The following is a 2527-nucleotide window of genomic DNA, read 5'->3' on the forward strand; positions in this document are numbered from 1 at the left end:
ATAACCATCTTCAAAAGCTCTATTTACAATCACACAATCATCTTTTACTTCTAATTTTTCAACATAAGTTATAGAAGGTATATCAAGGTGATTTGCTATTTGAGGACCAACTTGTGCAGTATCACCATCTATTGCCTGTCTTCCTGCTATTATTAAATCATAGTCTAATTTTTTAATAGCCCCTGCAATAGTAGAAGAAGTAGCTAAAGTATCAGCCCCTGCAAAAGCTCTATCTGTAAGAAGTATTGCTTTATCCGCACCCATAGCTAAAGCTTCTCTTAAAGCATTTTTAGCTTGAGGTGGTCCCATAGTTAAAACAGTAACCTTTGCATCTAATTTATCTTTTAAATTTAAAGCTTCCTCTAATCCTGCCTTATCATCTGGATTTATAATACTTGGCACACCATCTCTTATTAAAGTACCAGTTTTAGGGTCTAACTTAACCTCTGTAGTATCTGGAACTTGTTTTATACAAACTAAAATATTCATACCTTATCTCCTCCCCTCAAACTATTTAAGTAAATCTGCACTTATAACCATTCTTTGTACTTCTGATGTTCCTTCATATATTTCAGTTATCTTTGCATCTCTCATCATTCTTTCAACATCATATTCACGAGTGTATCCGTATCCACCATGAAGTTGAACAGCTTTAGTAGTAACTTCCATAGCAACTTCTGATGCATAAAGCTTTGCCATAGCTGCTTCTACAGAGAAAGGCTTACCTTCATCTTTTTTAGTTGCTGCTTTATATACTAAAAGTCTTGCTGCTTCTACTTTTGTTCTCATATTTGCAAGTTCAAATTGAGTATTTTGAAAAGCTGATAAACTTCTTCCAAATTGTTTTCTTTCCTTAACATAGCTAACAGTAGAATCTAGCGCTCCTTGTGCTATACCTAGTGCTTGTGCAGCTATACCTATACGTCCACCATCTAAAGTTTTCATAGCTATCTTAAATCCTTGACCTACTTTACCAAGTAAGTTTTCTTTAGGTATCTTGCAATTTTCAAATATAAGTTCACATGTTGCAGAACCTCTTATACCCAATTTCTTTTCTTTTTTACCTATACTAAATCCAGGTGTATCTTTTTCAACTATGAAAGCTGATATTCCACGAGTCCCCTTAGATTTATCAGTCATAGCCATAACTACATAAATATCAGCAGGACCTGCATTAGTTATAAATATTTTACTTCCATTTAATATGTAATAATCATCTTCTAAAACAGCTGTAGTTTGTTGTGCTGATGCATCTGTTCCTGCATTAGGTTCAGTTAAACCAAAAGCACCTAATTTTTCACCTTTTGCAAGTGGAACTAAGTACTTTTCTTTTTGCTCCTTAGTACCAAATTCATATATAGGAGCTGCTCCTAGTGAGGTATGAGCAGATACTATTACACCAGTAGTACCACATGCTTTAGAAAGTTCTTCAACTGCTAATGTATAACCTAGATAATCTCCACCTTCTCCACCATACTCCTTAGGGAAAGGAATCCCAAGCATACCACACTCCGCCATCTTATCAACAGTTTCATATGGGAATTTTTCTTCTTCATCTATTTCATGAGCAATAGGAGCCACTTCATTTATAGTAAACTCTCTATACATTTGTTTTAATAATTCATATTTATCCATAAATATCTCCCTCCTTAATAAACTTTATATTTAAGTAACTGATTAATTATTTATAATCATAGAATCCTTTTTTAGTTTTTCTACCTAAAAGTCCACCTCTAACCATTTTTCTAAGTAATGGATGTGGTCTATATTTTGAATCTCCAAATTCACTATAAAGTACTTCCATTATATTTAAGCAAACATCTAGTCCTATAAGATCTCCTAATGCTAGTGGTCCTATTGGATGATTAGCACCTAACTTCATTGCATTATCTATGTCTTCTACACTTGCAATATTTTCTGCAAGTATTCCTACAGCTTCATTTATCATAGGAACTAATATTCTATTAACTATAAATCCAGGTGCTTCATTAACACTTACTGGAGTTTTATTAAGATCTGTTACTAAATTGAAAATTGTATCATGAGTTTCTTTTGATGTTAGCATCCCATCAATTACTTCTATTAATTTCATAACTGGTGCTGGGTTGAAAAAATGCATTCCGATTACCTGATCTGGTCTATTTGTGCTTAAAGATATGTCTGTTATTGATAAAGAAGATGTATTTGTAGCTAATATTGTTTGTTTTTTACATATTTGGTCTAATTCTTTAAATAATTTCTTTTTAATATCTATATTTTCAACGATTGCTTCTATTACTAAATCGCAATCCATTGCTTCTTTTAAATCTATCGTTGCAGAAAGTCTTTTTAATGTTTCATTTTTTTCTTGCTCTTTTACTTTTCCTTTTGCTACCATTTTTTCTAGACTTTTACTTATTGATATAACTCCTTTTTCTAGGTTTTCATCACTTGTGCCTCTAAGTATTACTTCATGTCCACTGCATATAAGCGCCTGTGCAATACCACTTCCCATAGTACCGCTACCTATTACCATTATCTTCATAAA

At 32.6% G+C, this 2527-nt stretch carries 2 protein-coding genes and 1 pseudogene; all 3 read right to left on the reverse strand.

Features of this window, described 5'->3' with window-relative positions; translation table 11 throughout:
- Nucleotides 1-489, reverse strand: a pseudogene (locus tag VLM92_RS00155) (electron transfer flavoprotein subunit beta/FixA family protein); the annotation flags it as partial.
- Nucleotides 490-510: 21 nt separating this feature from the next.
- On the reverse strand, nucleotides 511-1635 hold the full coding sequence (locus VLM92_RS00160; RefSeq protein ID WP_325274334.1) for an acyl-CoA dehydrogenase: 1125 nt from the start codon (nucleotides 1633-1635) through the stop codon (nucleotides 511-513).
- Nucleotides 1636-1681: 46 nt separating this feature from the next.
- Complete coding sequence (locus VLM92_RS00165; RefSeq protein WP_325274335.1) at nucleotides 1682-2524, reverse strand: 3-hydroxybutyryl-CoA dehydrogenase; 843 nt, start codon at nucleotides 2522-2524, stop codon at nucleotides 1682-1684.
- Between the last annotated feature and the right edge of the window lie 3 nt (nucleotides 2525-2527).

The organism is Romboutsia sp. (assembly GCF_035470145.1).
In the GTDB taxonomy this organism is placed as follows: Bacteria; Bacillota; Clostridia; order Peptostreptococcales; family Peptostreptococcaceae; genus Romboutsia_D.